Below are 18117 nucleotides of genomic sequence, written 5' to 3'. Positions count from 1 at the left end.
ACCTGCACCGAACCACCCTCACCCGACGACAGGAGAGAACGCCATGAGCAACCGCCGCAGCTTCATCCAGCAGACCGCCGCCACGGCGTCGGCGCTGGCCTTCCCGCTCGTCGCCGGCGCGCAGCCGAAACCGGTGAAGGTCGGCATCCTGCACCCGGTCACGGGCGCGCTGGCCTTCAGCGGCCAGCAGTGCCGCGAAGGTGCGCTGATGGCCATCGAGGACATCAACAAGGCCGGCATCAGGAGCCTGGGCGGCGCCAAGCTGGAAGTGCTGCTGGGCGACGCGCAGAGCAACCCGCAGGCCGGCACCGCCGAGATCGAGAAGATGAACGAGGCCGGCGTCTCGGCCGTGGTCGGCGCCTTCGCCAGCGCGATCTGCCTGGCCACCACGCAGGCGGCCGCCAAGTACAACCTGCCGCACGTGGTGGACGTGGGCGTGGCCGACCAGATCGTCGAGCGCGGGCTGAAGAACACCTTCCGCTTCGGCCCCGGCTACAAGACCTGCGCCAGCATCGCCGTGAACAACCTGCACGTGCTCAACAGCGTGGCGGGCAAGCCGGCGAAGACAGTGATGATCATCCACGAGGAAAGCCTGTTCGGCACCGGCACCGCCAACCTGCTGGCGCGCGAGCTGCCCGGCTACGGCTTCGAGGTGAAGGAGGTCGTCAAGCACGCCAACCCCACGCGCGACTTCAACAACATCGTGCTGCGCATGAAGGCTGTGAACCCGGACATCGTGATCCCGGCCAACTACTACAACGAGTACGCACTGCTGGTGCGCACGATGCAGCAGCAGAAGGTGGTGCCCAAGGCCATCTATTCGGTGCTGGGCGGCGCGGCGTCGAGCTACAAGTTCCTGAAGGAATTCCCGGACGCCGCCAACGGCATCATCGACTGCAACCACTGGTTCAACCCGAAGGACAAGCGCGCCGCCGCGCTGCGCGCGCGGGTCGAGAAGAAGGGGCTGTTCTTCACCTACGAGGTGTTCAACACCTACACCGCGGTGCTGCTGCTGGCCGACGCGATCGAGCGCGCGAAGAGCGCCGACCGCGCCGCCATCACCGCCGCGCTCGAGAGCAGCAGCTTCGCCGACCACTTCATGCCCTACGGCGCCACCAAGTTCGTCAACGGCCAGAACACCGGCGCGCAGCCGCTGATGACGCAGGTGGTGAAGGGCGACATCCGCGTCATCGTGCCGCGCGACTACCGCGAGGTCGACCCCATCTTCCCGCTGCGCGCCTGAGGACCTGCACGCCTTGGGCTTCGACATCCTCTTCCCGTCGCTGCTGAACGGGCTCACGACCGGCGCGGTGTACGCGCTGATCGCGCTCGGGCTGACGCTGATCTACGGCGTGCTGCACATCATCAACTTCGCGCACGGCGCGGCGCTGATGGTGGCGCTGTACGCCGTCTACCTGCTGAAGCAGCACCTGGGCATCGACCCCTACCTGGCGCTGCCCATCGTGGTGCCGGGCATGTTCGTGCTGGGCTACGGGCTGCAGCGCGTGGTGATCGAGCACGCCAGCCACGGCCGCGACGAGAACATCCTGCTCGTCACGCTGGGCCTGTCCATCGTGCTGGAGAACCTGGCGCTGATGGCCTTCAAGAGCGACACGCGCAGCATCGAGACCGCCTACACGCTGAGCACGGTGCAGATCGGCCCGGCCTTCATCGCGCTGCCGAAGCTGGTGGCCTTCGGCGGCGCGCTGGCCACGTCGGCGCTGCTGCTGTGGGTGGTGAACCGCACCGACCTGGGCCGTGCGATCCGCGCGGTGGCCAAGGAGAAGCAGGGGGCGAAGCTGATGGGCATCGCGGTCGAGCACGTCTACGCCCTCAGCTTCGGCATCGGCCTGGCCTGCCTGGGCGCGGCGGCGTGTTTCCTGCTGCCGGCGTACTACGTGAACCCACAGGTCGGCTCGGGCTTCGTGCTGGTGGCCTTCACCATCGTCGTGCTCGGCGGCATGGGCAGCTTCGCCGGCGCGCTGCTGGGCGGGCTGCTGATCGGCGTGGTGGAGTCGCTGTGCGGGCTGTACCTCGGCGAATCGCTGGGACAGATCGGCATCTTCGCGATCTTCATCGCGGTGCTGCTGTTCCGCCCGCAAGGCCTGTTCGGAGCCCGCGCATGAAACGCGACCTGCTGCTCATCGCGCTGTTCGCACTGGCGCTGGCCGCGCTGACGGCCGCCACGAGCTCGGGCGTGGCGCTGAATGCGATCACGATGACGCTGTACGCGGCGCTGCTGGCGCAGGCCTGGAACATCCTGGGCGGCTTCGGCGGCCAGTTCAGTTTCGGCCACGCGCTGTTCTTCGGCGTCGGCGCCTACGCCAGCGCGGTCGCGCAGGTGGCGCACGGGCTCAACGCCTGGCCGGCGCTGGCGCTGGCGGTGGCGGCCGCCGCGCTGGTGGGGCTGTTCGTCGGCGCGCTGGCCTTCCGCTACGGGCTCAAGGGCTCGTACTTCGCGCTGGTGACGCTGGCCTTCGCCGAGGTCTTCCGCATCCTCGCGGTGTCGGTGGAGTTCACCGGCGGCGGCGTCGGCATGATGCTGCCGCTGAAGCCGTCGTCGATGCACCTGCAGTTCGTCTCGCGCCACGGCTACATCGCGGTCATCGGCGGCTTTGTGGTGGCGGCGCTGCTGCTCACGGCCTGGCTGCGCCACTCGCGCTTCGGCGCGCAGTTGCAGGCGGTGCGCGACAACGAGGACGCGGCGCGTGCCATCGGCGTCGACCCCTACCGCACCAAGCTCGTGGCCACGGGGCTGTCGGCCGCGTTCATGGGCGCGGCCGGCGCCTTCTACCTGCAGATGTACCAGTACATCGACCCCGGCATCGTGTTCGGGCCCGCGGTGTCGGTGGAAGCGCTGGTGGGCGCCATCGTCGGCGGCCTGGGCACGCTGTGGGGGCCGCTGCTGGGCGCGGTGGTGCTGCACACGCTGGCCGAGACCACGCGCAACCTGTTCGGCAACCTGCCGGGCCTGAACATGGTGATCTACGGCAGCGTGCTGGTGCTGATCGTGCTGTTCGTGCCGCGCGGGCTGTCGGGCGTGGGCCGGTCGGTGCGCGACCTGTGGAAGGGACGCCGTGGCTGAGCTGCTGCAACTGCAGGGCCTGCGCATCGCCTTCGGCGGCCTGAAGGCGGTGCAGGACGTCTCCTTCGGCGTGCCCGCCGGCAGCCTGTGCGCGCTGATCGGCCCCAACGGCGCCGGCAAGACGACGCTGTTCGCGCTGATGTCGGGCTTCCTGCGGCCCGACGGCGGCCGCGTCGTCTTCGACGGCCACGACATCACCGGCCGCGCGCCGCACCTGAACGCGCGCGACGGCATGACGCGCACCTTCCAGATCGTGCAGCCGTTCGCGGCGCAGACGGTGCGCGAGAACATCGCCGTCGGCGCCCACCTGCACGAGCCCCGGCGCGCCGCCGCGCTGGCGGCGGCCGAGGCCGTGGCACAGCGCGTGGGCCTGGCGCCGCAGCTCGACAAGCCGGCCGCCGACCTCACCGTGGCCGGCCGCAAGCGCCTGGAGCTGGCGCGCGCACTCGCCACGCGGCCGAAGCTGCTGCTGCTGGACGAGGTGCTGGCGGGGCTGAACCCGCAGGAGATCGGCGAGATGATCCCGGTGGTGCAGGGCATCGCCGACAGCGGCGTGACGGTACTGATGATCGAACACGTGATGCAGGCCGTGATGCACCTGGCGCAGCACGTGTGGGTGCTGGCGCAGGGGCAGCTGATCGCCGAGGGCACGCCCGCCGACGTGACGCGCAACGAGCGTGTCATCGAGGCCTATCTCGGCCCTGGGGCCGCTGCGAGGCTGGCGCGATGACGGCCTTGCTCGACATCACCCAACTGCGCGCCGGCTACGGCCGCGTCGAGGTGCTGCGCGGCGTGGACCTGCAGGTGCAGCCGGGCGAGATCGTCGCGCTGCTGGGCAGCAACGGCGCGGGCAAGTCGACGCTGAACAACGTCACGAGCGGTCTGGTGCCCGCCACCGCCGGCCGCGTGGTCTTCGACGGTGCCGACATCACCAACGCGCACTACCGCGCCGTGGTGCAGGCCGGGCTGATCCAGGTGCCCGAGGGCCGGCGCGTGTTCCCGAACCTGAACGTGCTGGAGAACCTGGAACTCGGCGGCTTCACGCGCGCCCGGCCGCGCCGCGCGCAGAACCTGGAGCGCGTGTTCGGCATCTTCCCGCGGCTGCGCGAACGCGTGGCGCAGAAGGCCGGCACGCTCAGCGGCGGCGAGCAGCAGATGCTGGCGATCGGCCGCGGGCTGATGGCCGAGCCGCGGCTGCTGATCCTGGACGAACCCTCGCTGGGCCTGAGCCCGCTGCTGGTGGAGGAGATGTTCACGCTGATCCGCCGCCTGCACGCCGAAGGCCTGGCGGTGCTGCTGGTGGAGCAGAACGTGGCGCAGAGCCTGGCCATCGCCGACCGCGCCTACGTGCTGGAGAACGGCACGCTGCGCTTCTCGGGCACGCCCGATGCGCTGCTGGCCAGCGACGACCTGCGCCGCGCCTACCTGGGCCTGTAGCGCCAGCACAGCACCATGGCCGCCACCCTCGCCCAGAAGCTCATCGCCCGCGCCGCCGGGCGCGACAGCGTCACGCCCGGCGAGATCGTCACCTGCAGCGTCGACCTGGCGATGTTCCACGACAGCAGCGGCCCGCGCCGGCTGCAGCCGATGCTGGAGGAGCTGCGCGCGCCGCTGTGGGACAAGCGCAAGGTGGTGCTGGTGATCGACCACTACGTGCCCGAGGCCGACGACGAGGCGCGGCGCATCGTGCGCATCGCGCGCGACTGGGCGCAGCAGCAGGCCCTGCCCTACGTGTACGACAGCCTGGGCATCTGCCACGTGGTGGTGCCGCAGCACGGGCACCTGCGGCCGGGCATGTTCTGCGTCGGCGGCGATTCGCACTCGCCCACCGGCGGCGCGTTCGGCGCCTACATGTTCGGCATCGGCGCGACGGAGATGCTGGGCGTGGTGACGACGGGCGAGATCTGGCTGAAGGTGCCGCAGACCATCTTCATGCGCTGGATGGGCCGGCTGGTCGACGGCGTCAGCGCCAAGGACATGATGCTGGCGATGATCGGCCGCTTCGGCATGAACGGCGGCAACTACCAGGCGGTGGAGTTCTGCGGCGAAGCCGTCAGCGCACTCGGCATGGCCGAGCGCATGACGCTGGCCAACATGAGCGCCGAGCTCGGCGCGCAGGTGGGCCTGGTGGCACCCGACGCCACCACGAAGGCCTGGCTCGAGGCCATCGGCGTCGACACCGAAGAGCTGGGCCTGGCGCGCTGGCACAGCGACGAAGACGCACCCGGCGTGCGCCACGCCTTCGATGCCTCGGCACTGGCGCCGCAGGTGGCGCTGCCGCACAGCCCGGCCAACGTGCGCCCGGTGGACGACCTGGAGCCGACGCCGGTGCAGGTGGCCTACATCGGCGCCTGCACCGGCGCCAAGCTCGACGACCTGCGCGCCGCCGCGCGTGTGCTGGCCGGCTACCGCGTGGCGCGCGGCGTGCAGCTGCTGGTGGCGCCGGCCAGCGTGCGCGACCGCGAACTGGCCGAACGCGAAGGCATCCTGCGCCTGCTGCAGGACGCCGGCGCGACGCTGCTGCCCAGCGCCTGCGGCGCCTGCGCGGGCTACGGCAGCGCCATCCCGGAAGGCAGCACCGTGATCTCGTCGACCGCGCGCAACTTCCGTGGCCGCATGGGCTCGGCCACGGCGCAGGTCTACCTGGGCTCGCCCTACACGGTGGCGGCATCGGCGCTGCGCGGGCGCGTCAGCGATGCGCGGGAGTTCTTGAGATGAGGACGTGGCGCCTGCCCCCGGACATCGACACCGACCAGCTGGCCCCGGGCCACACGATGAAGTTCGGCATCGAGGTCGTGGCCCGGCACTGCCTGGAAGCCGTGCGGCCCGGCTTCGCGCAGCAGGTGCGGCGTGGCGACGTCATCGTGGCGGGGGCCAACTTCGGCATCGGCTCGTCGCGCGAGCAGGCCGCCAGCGCGCTGGTGCACCTGGGCGTGGCCGCCGTCATCGCGCCCAGCTACTCGGGCCTGTACTTCCGCAACGCCTTCAACGTCGGCCTGCTGCTGCTGACCTGTCCGCAGGCGCTGCACATCGAGGACGACGAACCCATCGCCTTCGACGCGCGCGCGGGGCGCGTGCGCCGCGGCAACGGCGAGGTGCTGGCCTGCGACCCCATTCCCGGCTTCCTGCTCGACATGGTCGACGCCGGCGGCCTGCTGCCGCAACTGAAACAACGACTGCTGGAGAAACAACGATGAGCGCCCCCGAATTCGACCTGCTGCTCAAGGGCGTGCGCGTGGTGCGGCCGCACGGCAACGTGGTGGTCGACGCCGACATCGCCGTGCGGGACGGCCGCATCGCGAAGCTGGCGCCCGGCATCGACCCCGCGCGCGCGAAGACCGTGTTCGACGGCCGCGGCCGCCTCGCCTTCCCCGGCGTGGTGGACGCGCACATGCACAGCGGCATCTACTCGCCGCTGGAGGAAGACGCCGTCACCGAGAGCAAGGCCGCGGCGATGGGCGGCGTCACGTCCAGCCTGAACTACTTCCGCACCGGCCAGTACTACCTGAACAAGGGCGGGCCGTACGCGAAGTTCTTCCCCGAGGTGCTGAAGAAGAGCCGGGGCCGCTTCCACGTCGACTACGGCTTCCACCTGGCGCCGATGGACAGGAAGCACATCGAGGAGCTGCCGATGCTGATCGACAAGCACGGCGTCAGCAGCTTCAAGATCTTCATGTTCTACGGCTCGCACGGGCTGCACGGCGCCAGCAACACGCAGCGCGAGTTCCTGATGATCGGCGAGGACGAGCGCTACGACGTGGCGCACTTCGAGTTCATCATGCGCGGGCTGCAGGCCGCGCGTGAGCGCTTCCCCGAACGCGCGCGCCAGATCTCGCTGAGCCTGCATTGCGAGACGGCGGAGATCATGACCGCCTACACGAAGCTGGTCGAGAAGGACAGGAGCCTGCAGGGGCTGGCCGCCTACAGCGCCTCGCGGCCGCAGCACAGCGAAGGCCTGGCCGTGTTCACGGCCGCGTACCTGGCGCACGAGACCGCGCTGCCCAACATCAACCTGCTGCACCTGAGCTCGAAGAAGGCCGTGCAGGCCGCAATGATGATGAGCGAGGTGTTCCCGCACATCGACTTCAGGCGCGAGGTGACCATCGGCCACCTGGTGCTCGACACCAGCTCGAAGGCGGCGGAACTGGCCAAGGTGAACCCGCCGATCCGCCCGCGCGAGGACGTCGAATTCCTCTGGGAAGCGCTGCTCGCCGGCGAGCTGGACTGGGTGGTCAGCGACCACGCCTGCTGCCGCCAGGAGCTGAAGATCCCCAAGCACTACTTCGGCAACATCTGGATGGCCAAGAGCGGCTTCGGCGGCACCGAGTACCTGCTGCCGGCGCTGGTGAGCGAAGGCACGAAGCGCGGCATGGGCTACAACCACATGGCGCGCGTGCTGGCCTGGAACCCGGCGCAGCGCTACGGGCTGAACCGCAAGGGCGACCTGGCCGAAGGCTTCGACGCCGACATCGCCATCGTCGACCCCGCGCGCACCTGGACCATCGCCGCGAAGGACTCGCCGTCGACGCAGGGCTACACGCCGTTCGAGGGCATCGAGCTGTCGGCACGCGTGGACGCCACCTTCCTGCGCGGGCACAAGATCTTCGAGAACGGCGAAGTCCTCGGCAAGCCGCGCGGCCAATACCTGCACCGCCCCACGGCGTGAGCCCCACCGTCGTCCGCGCCGCGGCCATGCCTGCTGGCACGCCGGCGGTGCCGGTGGCCATCGTCGGCGCCGGCGCCTGCGGGCTGACGGCGTCCATCTTCCTGCGCGAACGTGGCATCGACTGCGTGCTGCTCGAACGCGACGCCACGCCGCAGGGCAGCACCGCGCTGTCGTCGGGCTTCATCCCGGCCGCCGGCACCGCGGTGCAGCGTGCCGCCGGCGTGGCGGACAGCGCGGCGCAGTTCGCCGGCGACATCCAGCGCAAGGCGCACGACACGGCGGCGCCGCACCTGGTGGCGGCCTACACGCAGGCCATCGCGCCGGCGCTGGACGGCCTGGCACGGCACGGCCTGCAGTTCGAGCTGCTGGACGGCTTCCTCTACCCCGGCCACACCGCGCGCCGCATGCACACGCTGCCGCAGCGCACCGGCGCGGCGCTGGTGGGTGCACTGGCCAGTGCTGCCGAAGCCGCGGGCGCGATGCTGGTGACCCATGCGCTGGTGCGCGAACTGTGGACCGACGGCACCCGCGTCCTGGGCGTGGGCTACGCGCGCCCCGACGGCACGCTGGAGCACCTGGCCTGCGACGCGCTGCTGCTGGCCTGCAACGGCTTCGGCGGCAACTGCGCGCTCGTCGACAGCCTGCTGCCCGCGATGCGCGATGCGGTCTTCGCCGGCCACACCGGCAACGACGGCAGCGCCATCGCCTGGGCGCAGCAGCTCGGCCTGCAGCTGGCCGACCTGGGCGGCTACCAGGGCCACGGCTCCTGGGCCGTGCCGCAGGGCGCATTGGTGACCTGGGCGCTGATGATGGAAGGCGGCGTGCAGGTCAACGCGGCCGGGCAGCGCTTCCACGACGAGACGCAGGGCTACTCGGAAGCCGCCGTGCACGTGCTGGCGCAGCCCGGCGGCACGGCCTGGAACGTGTTCGACGAGCGCCTGCTGGCGCTCGGTCGCGGCTTCCCCGACTTCGTCGCGGCCGAAGTCGCCGGCGCCGTGCGCCACGCCGCCGACACGGCCGCGCTGGCGGCGCTGATCGGCTGTGACGCGGCCACGCTGGCCGCCACGCTGCAGGGCACGCGCCTCGTGCCTCCTTGGTGCGCCATCCGCGTCACGGGCGCGCTGTTCCACACGCAGGGCGGCATCGCCACCGACGCGCAGATGCACGCGCTGCGCGCCGACGGCACGCCCCACCCCAACCTGTACGCCGCCGGCGGCGCTGCGCGTGGCGTGTCGGGCAATGCGGTCTGGGGCTACCTGTCGGGCAACGGCCTGCTCAGCGCCGTGGCCGGCGGCTTTCTTGCAGCACAGGAGATGCAGCGATGACCGATGCGCCCTTGAAGCAACGTCTGGACGAACAGAAGCTGCTGCTCGCGCCCGGGGTCTACGACGCGCTCAGCGCGCTGCTGGCCGAACAGGCCGGCTTCGAGGCGCTGTACCTGTCGGGCGCCAGCATCGCCTACACGCGGCTGGGCCGCAGCGACATCGGCCTGACCACCTACACCGAGGTGCAGGACACGCTGGCGCGCATCACCGAGCGCGTGGCGCTGCCCGTCGTCGTCGACGGCGACACGGGCTTCGGCAACGCGCTGAACGTGCAGCGCACGGTGCGCGGCTTCGAACGCGCCGGCGCGGCGATGGTGCAGCTGGAGGACCAGACGTTCCCGAAGCGCTGCGGCCACCTCGACGGCAAGGGCGTGGTGCCTGTGGCCGAGATGGTGGGCAAGCTGCACGCGGCACTGGACGCACGCGACAGGACCCTGGTGCTGGCGCGCACCGACGCGCTGGCGGTCGAGGGCATCGAGGCCGCGTTCGACCGCGCCGAAGCCTACCTGGCCGCCGGCGCCGACGCGCTGTTCATCGAGGCGCTGCGCACGCCCGCGCAGATGGACGCGGCCTGCGCGCGCTTCGCGCACCGCGTGCCGCTGCTGGCCAACATGGTGGAAGGCGGCAAGACCCCGGTGCAGAGCGCGCCCGAGCTGCAGGCGCGGGGCTTTCGCATCGCGATCTTCCCCGGCGGCACGGTGCGCGCGCTGGCGCACACGCTGCAGGGCTACTACGCCAGCCTGGCAACGCACGGCAGCACGCGGCCCTGGAGCGACCGCATGCTCGACTTCGACGGCCTGAACGGCGTCCTTGGCACAGCGCAACTGCTGGCCGACGGGCGGCGCTACGATGGGGCATGACACGCCCCGCCGCCACGCACGCTCCCGCCCTCCTGCTGGCTGCCGTCCTGGGCGCAGCGGCCGGACCGGCTGCAGCCCAGGCCGCGGCCGACCTCCAGCGCGGCGCGCTGCTCTACGAGACCCACTGCATCGCCTGCCACACGACGCAACTGCACTGGCGCGACAACCGCGTCGCGCGCGACTGGGACGGCGTGCGGGCGCAGGTGCGGCGCTGGCAGGGCAACAACAGCCTGGGCTGGAGCGACGCCGACATCGAGGCCGTCGCGCGCCACCTCAACCAGCGCTACTACCGCTACAAGCTGCCCGTCACTGCAGGGTGATGCCGGCAGCCTTCACCAGCGCGGCGGCAGCGGCGGTCTCGTCGTCGAGGTACTTCTCGAAGGCCTTCTGCTCCATCGGCATCGCGTTGGCGCCGAGCTTGTCGAGCCGGTCCTTCACGTCGGGCTGGGCCAGCACCTTGGCCACCTCGGCGTGCATGCGCTCGACGATGGCCGGCGGCGTCTTCGCCGGCGCGAACAGGCCCACCCAGAAGGTGTAGGCCGCGTTCGGCAGGCCGGCTTCCACCAGCGACGGCACGTTCGGCAGCACCGGCGAACGCGTGGCCGTGCCCACGGCCAGCGCCTGCAGGCGGTTGTCCTTGATCAGCGGCAGCGCGCTGACCAGCGGCGCGAAGAACCAGTTGGTGCGGCCGGCGATCGTCTCGGTGATGGCTTCCGGCGTGCCGCGGAACGGGATGTGCTGCGCCGTGATGCCGGCGGCCACGCGGAACTTCTCGGCGTTCATGTGCGTGGCCGAGCCGTTGCCGGCCGAGGCGTAGTTCAGCGCGCCAGGCGCGGCCTTGGCGCGCGCCACCAGGTCGGCCACGTCCTTGATGCCGGCCGTGGGTGCGACCACCAGCACGTTCGGCAGGCTGGCCAGCGGCGTCACGCCGGTCAGGTCCTTCAGCGTGTCGTAGGGCAGCTTCGGATACAGCGCGGGGTTCACCACGTGGCCCGAGCTGTGCACGAGGAAGGTGAAGCCGTCCGCGGGCGCCTTCGCCACCTGCGCCGCCCCCAGCGTGCCGCCGGCACCGGGCCGGTTCTCGACGACGACCTGGGTGCCGAGCGCAGCACCCAGCTTCTCGCCCACCGTGCGCGCCAGCACGTCGGTGCCGCTGCCCGCGGTGAAGGGCACGATGAACTTGATCGGCGCGCCGCGGGGCCAGTCGGCCTGGGCGAAGGTGGCGGGGCTCAGCGCGGCCAGGGCCAGGGCGGCCAGCGCAGCGCGGCGTGCGGGGGTGGGCATGGTTGTCTCCTCGTGGTGTGTCTGCAAGCGGGGTCGGGGCGATTCAGGGTGCGGCCGCGGGCGCCGGCGGCTGGAAGGGCATCGCCAGCAGCACGCGCGCGACGGCGTTGCTGCGGTTGACGAGCTGCCGCTGCTCGCCGGGCGCGAAGCGGCAGGAATCGAAGCGGCCGAGCGTCGCTTCCTGGCGCTGGCCGTCGAGTTCGCCGATCAGCACCAGCGCGCCTTCGAGCACGACGTAGTGTTTTTCCATCGGCGAGCCGTCCAGGCCCGTGTGGCCGCCGGGTTCGATGGTCGACACGCCCAGCCACAGCTGCTCGGCCGGGCCGGCCTCGCGGCCCTGCAGGCGCTGGCAGCGCATGCCGACGTGGTTGGGCGCCGTGTAGTCGGGCGCGGCGTCGAAGCGGGTGACGTGCATGGCCTGGGCCCTCAGGGACGCAGCACGATGCGCTGCGCGTCGCCGCCGATGACGCGCCGGTACGCCACCAGCGCGTCGGCCAGCGCGTACACGCCCTCGGGCGCCACCGGGAACGGCCGCAGCGTGCCGGCCTCGAAGCCGTCGCGCATGGCCGCCAGCCGCGTGACGCTGGCCTCGGCGCCGAAGGCCAGCGTGTCGACGCCGACGAAGGTGTGCATCGCGCGGTAGAAGGTGAAGATGTCGAAGGGCACCGGGCGCTCGACGGTGGAGATGAAGATCTGCGTCGCGCCCTTGGCCATGGCCTTGTTGGCGGCTTCGAAGTACGGGCTGCCGACGGTGTTGAACGCGATGTCGACGCCGCGGCCGTCGGTCAGCGCACGCAGCTGCGCGGCGACGTCGCCTTCGCGTGCATCGACCACCGTCACCGGACCGGCCGCGAAGCCGGCGTACGGGCCCGGGCCGCGCTGCACCGCGAACACACGCGCACCCGCCTGCGCCGCCAGCTGCACCGCGGCCTGGCCGACCTTGCCGTTGGCGCCCAGCACCGCCACGGCCTGGCCGGCCTGCGGCTGGCCACTGCGGCGGAAGCCTTCGTAGGCGGTGACGAAGGGCACGCCCACCGAGCCGGCTTCGTCGAAGCTCAGGCGTTCGGGCTTCTCGCGCAGCACGGATTCAGGCAGCAGCAGCCAGCCGGCGTGCGAGCCGTCGCGCGTGATCCCCAGGTCGCCGCCCGAGCCCCACACGGCCTTGCCGATCCAGGCGCTGGAGCCTTCGACCACGGTGCCGGCGAAGTCGCGCCCGGGCGACCGCGGGAACACCGCCTGCGGCATGATGCCCAGGCAGGCCTTCACGTCGCTCGGATTGACGGCTGCGCTGTGCACGCGCACCAGGGCTTCGCCCGGGCCGGGCCGGGGAGCGGGCTGCGCCGCGATCTCGAGCGCCAGCGCGTCGGCGCTGGCCACCTTGGCCGGCACGCGCACGGCTTGCAGCGTGTCTTGTGTCATCGTGTTCATGCCTTCACCGGCAACTGCAGCGCAGCGCGCACTTCCTCGGGTGTCGCCAGCGCGCCGCCCAGGTCCTGCACGATGCGGCGCGCCTTCGCCACGAGCTCGGCATTGCTCTTCGCGAGCACACCCTTCTCGAGGTAGATGTTGTCTTCCAGCCCCACGCGCACGTGGCCGCCGAGCAGCCAGCTCTGCGCCACCATCGGGAACTCGTGGCGACCGATGCCAAAGGCCGACCACACGGCCCCTGGCGGCAGCAGGCCGCGCGCGTAGGCCAGCGTGTCGGGCCCGGCGCTGAAGCCGTACTTCACGCCGAGCACGAAGGTCCACAGGCCCGGGCCCTGCAGCGTGCCGTCGGCGATGAGGTCCAGCGCCAGGTGCATGTCGCCGCTGTCGAAGATCTCCAGCTCGGGCAGCACGCCGGCCGCGCGCATGGCCTGCGCCATGATGCGCACGTTCTTCGGCGTGTTGATCACCACCTGCCCGCCGCTGTTCATCGTGTTCAGGTCCAGCGAGCAGATGTCGGGCTTCAGCAGCTCGATGTGGCGCACGCGCTCCAGCGGCGGCAGCAGCGTGGTGCCGGGGCCGGCGACACGCGGGTCGGGCTCGCCGGGAACGAAGCGCCCGCCGGGGCCGGTGGTGAGGTTGATGACGAGCGCGCGGTTCTCGGCGCGGATGCGCTCGACGACGTCGCGGTACAGCTCCACGTCCATCGACGGCCGGCCGGTGGCCGGGTCGCGCACGTGGATGTGCACGACGGCGGCACCGGCCTCGGCCGCGGCCAGGCACTCGCTGGCGATCTGCGCCGGCGTGATCGGCAGGTGCGGCGTCTGTTCCGGCGTCGTCAGGTTGCCGGTGACGGCGCAGGTGAGCAGGGTCTTGCCCTTCATCGGGAAATCTCCATCGCAGGCCGGGGGTGGTTCATAAATGCCTTCCGCCATCCACCACGAGGCGGGTGCCGGTGGCGTAGCGCAGCGTGGTGGCGCAGGCCTGCACGGCGGCGGCCACGTCGTCGGCCGTGCCCACGCGGCGCAGCGGCAGCGTGGCCGCGGTCTTGGCGTTGAAGTCGGCGCCGCGGCCGGGCACGAAGCCGGTGTCCACCACGCCCGGCGACACCGTCAGCACCCGCACCGTGGGCGCGAAGGCGCGGGCGAGCGCGTCGCCCACCACGTCGATGCCGGCCTTGGCCGCGGCATAGGCCAGGTTGCTGCCGGTGCCGGTGAAGGCGGCGATCGACGAGATGTTGACGATGAGCCCGTCACCCGAGGCCTGCAGCAGCGGCATGAAGGCGCGCATGGTCGCGACCACGCCGCGAAAGTTGACCTGCAGCATCTCGTCGATCAGCGTGTCGGTCAGCGCTTCCAGGTTCGCGGCCGGCACCGGCTGCGTGCGGCCGGCGCTGTTGACGAGGATGTGCACCACGCCGTGGCGTGCCTGCACCGCGGCGGCGGCGGCCCGCAGCGAGGCGCTGTCCAGCATCTCGGCGGGCACCGCGCTGTGCTGCTGCCCGTCGGCGACGACGGGCAGCGCCGCGGCCAGCGCCTCGGCCTCGGCCGCGGGGCGGCGGCCGTACAGCAGCACGCAGTGCGCACCCAAGGCGGCCAGGCGGCGCGCGGTGGCCATGCCGATGGCGCCGGTGCCGCCGGCGATGACGGCCACGCGGCCTGGCAGGGTGTCAGTGGGAGCGAAGTCGGTCATGACGGGCATCAGGGAATGGGCGGGTGCGGGAACACGGTCTCGCCCGGCTGCAGCGTGAAGTCGCGCTGCAGCTGCGCCGGCTGGTCGCCGGCCGCGGGCGTGAAGGTGCCCAGCAGCGCGGCGGTGACGCCGAAGACGGGGTCGGACTCGAGGTACGGGTCGTTCGACGGGAACACCTGCGTCACCAGCACGCGGTAGCCCGGCTGCGAGACCATGAAGTGCAGGTGCGCCGGCCGGTAGGGGTGGCGGCCCTGCGCGCGCAGCAGCTCGCCGCAGGGGCCGTCGGTGGGCACCGGGTAGCCGGCGGGCAGCACGGTGCGCAGGCTGTAGCGGCCGTCGGCATCGGTGACGAAGCGGCCGCGCAGGTTCATGTCGGGCTGCTGCGGGTCCTGGTTCTCGTACAGGCCCACGGGGCTGGCCTGCCACACGTCGACCGTGGCGCCGGCGATCGGCCGGCCGTCGGCATCGCGCACGCGGCCGGTGACGGCCAGTGCGGCACCCTGCGCGCTGGTGTCGGCGCAGGCGATGCAGGCACCGGGCTCCAGCACTGGCGCGTTGGCGCGCCAGAACGGGCCCAGCAGCGCGGCGTCGGAATCGTGGCCGCCGGCGCCGGGGTTGTTCAGCAGCGCCACCAGCGTCGACACGCCCAGCAGGTCGGAGGCCAGGATGACCTCGTTCTTCTTCTCGCCGGTGGCCTGGCCGATGCCGACCAGGAAGGCCACCGCGCGCTCGAACTCGGGTTCGGTGACGCGGTTCTCCAGCACGAACTGGTGCAGGTGCGTGGTCAGCGAACGCAGCAGCTGGCGCAGCCGGGCGTCGGGCGTCTGGTCCATGGCGCGCAGCACCAGCGGCAGCAGGGACTCGGGGGTGGTGGGCAGCGTGGGCATGGCGGGCGGAGCGGACGGGTGGGAGGATCTGGTCGGTGCGAATGGAGTGCAAACAGCGTGCAACCGGTTGCACGCACTTTAGGCGCCGACCGCACCGTTGTCAAGGCACCGTCTTAGCATCGCGCCATGCAGCGCCCCGCCTCCCCGACCATCCACGACCTCGCCCAGCACCTGGGCGTGCACAAGAGCACCGTCTCGCGCGCGATGGACCCGGCGCGCCGGCACCTCATCAGCGCCGAGCTGCTGCAGCGCGTGGAAGCCGCCGCGCGCGCGCTGGGCTACCGGCCCAACCGCGCCGCCGCCGCGCTGTCCACCGGGCGCAGCCGCACCATCGGCGTGCTGCTGCCCGACATCACGAACCCGGTGTTCCCGCCGATCCTGCGCGGCATCGAGGACGCGCTCGACGGCGACGGCTACTTCGCGCTGCTGGCCAACACCTCCGGCCGCGAGGACGCCGCGCAGACCGCGGTGGAGCGCATGCAGGCGCAGCGCGTGGAGGGTTTCCTGGTCGCCACCGCGGTGCGCGACGACACCTGGCTCGAGGGCCTGCGCAAGAGCGGCGCGCGCATCGTCCTGGTGAACCGCACCGACGGCCGCGGCGAGCTGCCGGCGGTGATCAGCGACGACATGCTGGGCATGCGGCTGGCGGTGGACCACCTGGTGGCGCTGGGCCACCACCGCATCGCGCACCTGGCCGGGCCGGGCAGCTTCAGCACCGGGCTGTCGCGCCGCATCGGCTTCGAGCAGGCACTGCGGGCGCAGGGCCTGGAACCGGCCGCCGTGGCCGAGTGCACCGCCTATGCGGTCGAGGCCGGCCACGCCGCGATGCTGCCCCTGTGCACACGCAAGCGCGGCAAGCTGCCCTTCAGCGCCGTGGTGGCGGCGAACGACCTGATCGCGCTGGGTGCGCTGCAGGCGCTGCGCGAGCGCGGCATCGCGGTGCCGGGCGAGGTCTCGGTGATCGGCCACAACGACATGCCGCTGCTCGACCAGGTGAGCCCGCCGCTGAGCAGCGTGCGCATCCAGCACTACGAGATGGGCTACCGCGCGGCGCGGCTGCTGCTGGAGCAGCTGCGCGGCACGCCGGGCAGCGTGGAAGCCACCGTGGTGCTGCGGCCCACGCTGGTGGTGCGCGGCTCGACCGCGGCTCCACCCTGAGGCGCGGCCGGCAGGCTGGCGCCGGGTCTGGCGGCATGTGCGGCCTCGGTTGACTGCCCCGGTTGACGGCCGGGACACGGCGCCCTATTCTGGCTTGCAACCGGTCGCATGGAATTTGCATGCGCACCGCCAACACAAGAAAGGACCCCAGCCGTGAGCACCCGCCGCCCCGCCTTCCGCGCCTCGCCCACCAATCCGGGCATCGAGGAGATCCAGACCATCCCCGAACGCGCGCCGGAGATGCCCTACGCGCCGGCGATCCGCCTCACCGGTCTGGGGGACCTGCTGTTCATCTCGGGCGCCACCGCATCGCCGCTGTACCACCAGCACCCGCACGTGGACGACGAGCACCGGCACTCGGGCGACATCCGCGAGCAGACGCGGCGCGCGATGCAGACCATCGAGAGCATCCTGCAGCACGAGGGCCTGACCTGGACCGACGTCGTGAAGGTCACGAAGTACCTCACCGACATGCGCGACCAGGACGGCATGGTCGCCGTGATGCACGAGTACTTCGGCAGCTGGAAGCCCGCCAGCACCACGGTGTGCATCAACCAGCTGTCGACGCCCGGCGCGCGCGTGGAGCTGGACATGATCGCCGCCTTCCCGCGCCGCGCCGGCGCCTGAATCCGCTCGACCCGACCGAACCGACAACAAGGATCCCATCACCATGCAACGACGTGCCTTCCTCCAGGGCAGCGCAGCCGCCGCGCTGGCCGTGCCCGCCATCGGCGCCCGCGCGCAGCAGAGCGTGACGCTGAAGTTCGCCACCTTCCAGGGCCCGACCTCCTACACCTGGCTGAACATGCACAAGCCGTGGATGGAGAAGGTCGAGAAGGAATCCGGCGGCCGCATCAGGTTCGAGGGCTACCCGGCCATGCAGCTGGGCGGCACCGCGCCGCAGCTGTACGACCAGGCCCGCGACGGCGTCGCCGACGTGGTGTGGACGCTGCCGGGCTATTCGGCCGGCCGCTTCCCGCGTGCCGAGGTCTTCGAGCTGCCGTTCATGATGAACAACGCCGAGGCCACGTCGAAGGCCTTGTGGGACTACGTGCAGGCCAGGTGCGCCGACGAATTCCGCGAGACGCAACTGCTGGCGCTGCACGTGCACGGGCCGGGCGTGATCCACATGACCAGCAAGGAAGTGCTGGCCCCCGGCGACATGAAGGGCCAGAAGGTGCGCGGGCCCACGCGGCAGGTGACCAAGCTGCTGCGTTCGCTGGGTGCCACGCCGGTGGGCATGGTGCTGCCGCAGATTCCGGACGCGCTGAACAAGGGCACGATCGACGGCTGCGTGCTGAACTGGGAAGTGACGCCGGCCGTGAAGGTGCACGAACTGGTGAAGCACCACAGCGAGTTCCCGGCCGGCCAGCCGGCGCTCTACACCACCAGTTTCGTGATGACGATGAACAAGGCGAAGTACGAGTCGCTCGCCCCGGACCTGAAGCGCGTCATCGACGCCAACAGCGGCAGCGCCACCTCGGGCTGGCTCGGCCGCACGGTGCAGGCCGGCGACGCTGCCGCGCGCAAGCTGGCGTCCGACCGCGGCAACCGCATACACACCTTCACCGCGGCCGAGACGCAGGAGTTCATCAAGCTCTCGGCCAGCATCGACGACGAGTGGGTCGACGACATGAACAAGCGCGGCTTCGACGGCCGCGACCTGCTGAAGACCGCGCGCGACCTGGTGGCGCGGTACGGGCGGGGCTGAAGCCGCGCCTGAGGCACGGCGGGG

General features: G+C 71.6%; 20 protein-coding genes. 14 read left to right on the top strand and 6 right to left on the bottom strand.

What is annotated here, in order from left to right; translation table 11 throughout:
• Positions 1-43: 43 nt before the first annotated feature.
• From ACPOLB_RS19315 to ACPOLB_RS19265, 11 genes are read left to right on the top strand one after another with little or no spacing between them, the layout of a single operon-like run.
• The gene (locus ACPOLB_RS19315) at positions 44-1243 is read left to right on the top strand and encodes an ABC transporter substrate-binding protein (RefSeq protein WP_425257654.1); all 1200 of its coding nucleotides are present in this window, start codon (positions 44-46) and stop codon (positions 1241-1243) included.
• Positions 1244-1256: 13 nt separating this feature from the next.
• Positions 1257-2126: a branched-chain amino acid ABC transporter permease gene (locus tag ACPOLB_RS19310; RefSeq protein WP_425257653.1), complete on the top strand. Its 870-nt coding sequence runs from the start codon at positions 1257-1259 to the stop codon at positions 2124-2126.
• Positions 2123-3085, top strand: coding sequence for a branched-chain amino acid ABC transporter permease (locus ACPOLB_RS19305; RefSeq protein WP_425257652.1), 963 nt, complete (start codon positions 2123-2125; stop codon positions 3083-3085). The genes ACPOLB_RS19310 and ACPOLB_RS19305 overlap by 4 nt, the downstream gene beginning before the upstream one ends.
• On the top strand, positions 3078-3815 hold the full coding sequence (locus tag ACPOLB_RS19300; RefSeq protein WP_425257651.1) for an ABC transporter ATP-binding protein: 738 nt from the start codon (positions 3078-3080) through the stop codon (positions 3813-3815). The genes ACPOLB_RS19305 and ACPOLB_RS19300 overlap by 8 nt, the downstream gene beginning before the upstream one ends.
• Positions 3812-4522, top strand: a complete 711-nt coding sequence (locus tag ACPOLB_RS19295) for an ABC transporter ATP-binding protein (RefSeq protein ID WP_425257650.1) — start codon at positions 3812-3814, stop codon at positions 4520-4522. Before ACPOLB_RS19300 ends, ACPOLB_RS19295 begins: the two co-directional genes overlap by 4 nt.
• 15 nt (positions 4523-4537) lie before the next feature.
• Positions 4538-5803: a 3-isopropylmalate dehydratase large subunit gene (locus ACPOLB_RS19290; protein ID WP_425257649.1), complete on the top strand. Its 1266-nt coding sequence runs from the start codon at positions 4538-4540 to the stop codon at positions 5801-5803.
• Positions 5800-6282 (top strand): 3-isopropylmalate dehydratase, encoded by a 483-nt coding sequence (locus tag ACPOLB_RS19285; RefSeq protein ID WP_425257648.1) that lies wholly within the window; start codon positions 5800-5802, stop codon positions 6280-6282. The genes ACPOLB_RS19290 and ACPOLB_RS19285 overlap by 4 nt, the downstream gene beginning before the upstream one ends.
• On the top strand, positions 6279-7751 hold the full coding sequence (locus tag ACPOLB_RS19280) for a dihydroorotase (RefSeq protein WP_425257647.1): 1473 nt from the start codon (positions 6279-6281) through the stop codon (positions 7749-7751). Before ACPOLB_RS19285 ends, ACPOLB_RS19280 begins: the two co-directional genes overlap by 4 nt.
• Before the next feature lie 26 nt (positions 7752-7777).
• On the top strand, positions 7778-9076 hold the full coding sequence (locus ACPOLB_RS19275; protein WP_425261949.1) for an FAD-dependent oxidoreductase: 1299 nt from the start codon (positions 7778-7780) through the stop codon (positions 9074-9076).
• Positions 9073-9936, top strand: a complete 864-nt coding sequence (locus tag ACPOLB_RS19270; protein ID WP_425257646.1) for an isocitrate lyase/PEP mutase family protein — start codon at positions 9073-9075, stop codon at positions 9934-9936. The genes ACPOLB_RS19275 and ACPOLB_RS19270 overlap by 4 nt, the downstream gene beginning before the upstream one ends.
• A complete protein-coding gene (locus tag ACPOLB_RS19265) occupies positions 9933-10256 on the top strand; it encodes a cytochrome C (RefSeq protein WP_425257645.1) in 324 nt (107 codons plus the stop codon). The genes ACPOLB_RS19270 and ACPOLB_RS19265 overlap by 4 nt, the downstream gene beginning before the upstream one ends.
• Here the strand turns inward: ACPOLB_RS19265 and ACPOLB_RS19260 are convergent.
• The 6 genes from ACPOLB_RS19260 to ACPOLB_RS19235 are packed head-to-tail and all read right to left on the bottom strand — an operon-like array spanning position 10243 to position 15224.
• Positions 10243-11220 (bottom strand): tripartite tricarboxylate transporter substrate binding protein, encoded by a 978-nt coding sequence (locus ACPOLB_RS19260; RefSeq protein ID WP_425257644.1) that lies wholly within the window; start codon positions 11218-11220, stop codon positions 10243-10245. The genes ACPOLB_RS19265 and ACPOLB_RS19260 overlap by 14 nt on opposite strands.
• A gap of 43 nt (positions 11221-11263) precedes the next feature.
• Positions 11264-11635 carry a cupin domain-containing protein gene (locus tag ACPOLB_RS19255; RefSeq protein ID WP_425257643.1) on the bottom strand — a complete coding sequence of 124 codons (372 nt, stop codon included), beginning with the start codon at positions 11633-11635 and terminating at the stop codon, positions 11264-11266.
• 11 nt (positions 11636-11646) lie between these two features.
• On the bottom strand, positions 11647-12648 hold the full coding sequence (locus tag ACPOLB_RS19250) for a quinone oxidoreductase family protein (RefSeq protein ID WP_425257642.1): 1002 nt from the start codon (positions 12646-12648) through the stop codon (positions 11647-11649).
• Positions 12645-13529, bottom strand: a complete 885-nt coding sequence (locus tag ACPOLB_RS19245; protein ID WP_425257641.1) for a 3-keto-5-aminohexanoate cleavage protein — start codon at positions 13527-13529, stop codon at positions 12645-12647. The genes ACPOLB_RS19250 and ACPOLB_RS19245 overlap by 4 nt, the downstream gene beginning before the upstream one ends.
• 31 nt (positions 13530-13560) lie before the next feature.
• The gene (locus ACPOLB_RS19240) at positions 13561-14337 is read right to left on the bottom strand and encodes an SDR family NAD(P)-dependent oxidoreductase (protein ID WP_425257640.1); all 777 of its coding nucleotides are present in this window, start codon (positions 14335-14337) and stop codon (positions 13561-13563) included.
• Positions 14338-14345: 8 nt separating this feature from the next.
• Positions 14346-15224 carry a dioxygenase gene (locus ACPOLB_RS19235; protein WP_425257639.1) on the bottom strand — a complete coding sequence of 293 codons (879 nt, stop codon included), beginning with the start codon at positions 15222-15224 and terminating at the stop codon, positions 14346-14348.
• A gap of 126 nt (positions 15225-15350) precedes the next feature.
• Here ACPOLB_RS19235 and ACPOLB_RS19230 point away from each other — a divergent pair, with 126 nt between their 5' ends.
• The 3 genes from ACPOLB_RS19230 (at position 15351) to ACPOLB_RS19220 (ending at position 18093) form a co-directional block, all read left to right on the top strand.
• The gene (locus tag ACPOLB_RS19230) at positions 15351-16382 is read left to right on the top strand and encodes a LacI family DNA-binding transcriptional regulator (protein ID WP_425257638.1); all 1032 of its coding nucleotides are present in this window, start codon (positions 15351-15353) and stop codon (positions 16380-16382) included.
• A 153-nt stretch (positions 16383-16535) separates the two neighbouring features.
• Positions 16536-17009: a RidA family protein gene (locus ACPOLB_RS19225; protein WP_425257637.1), complete on the top strand. Its 474-nt coding sequence runs from the start codon at positions 16536-16538 to the stop codon at positions 17007-17009.
• A 43-nt stretch (positions 17010-17052) separates the two neighbouring features.
• The gene (locus ACPOLB_RS19220) at positions 17053-18093 is read left to right on the top strand and encodes a TRAP transporter substrate-binding protein (protein WP_425257636.1); all 1041 of its coding nucleotides are present in this window, start codon (positions 17053-17055) and stop codon (positions 18091-18093) included.
• Positions 18094-18117: the final 24 nt, after the last annotated feature.

Source organism: Rubrivivax soli (assembly GCF_049810355.1).
Lineage (GTDB): Bacteria > Pseudomonadota > Gammaproteobacteria > Burkholderiales > Burkholderiaceae_C > Rubrivivax.
This window is presented reverse-complemented; position numbering and strand designations above follow the sequence as displayed.